Raw genomic sequence first — 1,646 nt, 5'->3', positions numbered from 1 at the left:
CCGAATACATCTACAACAAGTACAAAGACGAGAAGACCTGCGGCATTCTGAGCGAAGATGATCAGATGGGTACCATCACCATCGCCGAGCCGGTAGGTATCATCTGTGGTATCGTTCCGACCACCAACCCGACCTCCACTGCGATCTTCAAATCCATGATCGCGCTCAAGACCCGCAACGCCATCATCTTCTCCCCGCACCCCCGCGCCAAGAACTCCACCAATACCGCTGCCAAGCTGGTACTGGATGCAGCTGTTGCCGCCGGTGCACCGAAAGACATCATCGGCTGGATCGACCAACCGTCTGTTGAGCTCTCCAACGCCCTGATGAAGCACGAAGACATCAACCTGATCCTGGCCACCGGTGGCCCGGGCATGGTGAAAGCAGCCTACTCCTCCGGTAAGCCTGCTATCGGTGTGGGTGCCGGTAACGTACCTATCGTTATCGACGAAACCGCCGACGTGAAGCGCGCCGTTGCCTCCATCCTGATGTCCAAGACTTTCGATAACGGTGTGGTCTGTGCTTCCGAGCAGGCAGTCATCGTTGTTGATGCCATCTACGACCAGGTTAAAGAGCGCTTTGCATCCCACAAGGGCCACGTGCTCTCCAAAGAAGATGCTGACAAGGTACGTAAAGTCATCCTGATCAACGGTGCCCTGAACGCCAACATCGTTGGCCAGCCAGCCACCAAGATTGCCGAGATGGCAGGCGTGACTGTACCGGCTGATACCAAGATCCTGATCGGTGAAGGCGTCAAGCTGTGTGCAGAAGATGAGTTTGCTCACGAGAAATTGTCCCCGCTGCTCGGTATGTTCCGTGCAAGCAGCTTCGAAAATGCCGTTGATATGGCCTGTGACATGGTCAACATCGGTGGTATCGGCCACACCTCCGGTCTGTACACCGACCAGGACCGCAACGCTGACCGCATCAAGTACTTCGGCGACAAGATGAAGACCGCGCGTATCCTGATCAACACTCCGTCTACCCAAGGCGGTATCGGTGACCTGTACAACTTCGCAATGGCTCCGTCCCTGACCCTGGGTTGCGGCTCCTGGAGCGGTAACTCCATCTCCGAAAACGTGGGTCCGAAGCACCTGATCAACAAGAAGACAGTCGCAAAACGGGCAGAAAACATGCTGTGGCACAAACTTCCGAAATCCATCTACTTCCGTCGTGGTTCCCTGCCGATCGCTCTGAGCGACTTGGAAGGTAAAAAGCGTGCCATGGTCGTAACTGACCGCTTCCTGTTCAACAACGGCTACGCCGATGAACTGGTCAGCCTGCTGAAAGCACAGAATATGGAAGTGGAAGTGTTCTACGAAGTAGAAGCTGACCCGACCCTGGCTGTGGTTCGCAAGGGTGCCGAGATGGCCAACTCCTTCAAACCGGACGTTATCCTGGCGCTGGGCGGTGGTTCACCGATGGATGCAGCCAAGATCATGTGGGTGATGTACGAGCACCCGAACACTGCGTTCGAAGATCTGGCCATGCGCTTCATGGACATCCGCAAGCGTATCTACAAGTTCCCGAAAATGGGCGTGAAGGCCGAACTGGTCTGTATCACCACCACTTCCGGTACCGGCTCTGAAGTCACTCCGTTTGCAGTAGTAACCGATGAAGTGTCTGGTCAGAAATATCCGCTGGCT

Annotated in this window: 1 protein-coding gene; it reads left to right on the top strand. The window is 55.4% G+C overall.

The annotated features are described in order from the left end of the window. A partial coding sequence (locus tag AACS18_RS08775; RefSeq protein WP_146184876.1) for an iron-containing alcohol dehydrogenase occupies window positions 1-1,646 on the top strand: 1,646 nt, incomplete at both ends.

Origin of the sequence: Aeromonas sp. HMWF015 (assembly GCF_963878965.1) — a bacterium.
Taxonomy (GTDB): Bacteria; Pseudomonadota; Gammaproteobacteria; order Enterobacterales; family Aeromonadaceae; genus Aeromonas; species Aeromonas veronii.
This window is presented reverse-complemented; position numbering and strand designations above follow the sequence as displayed.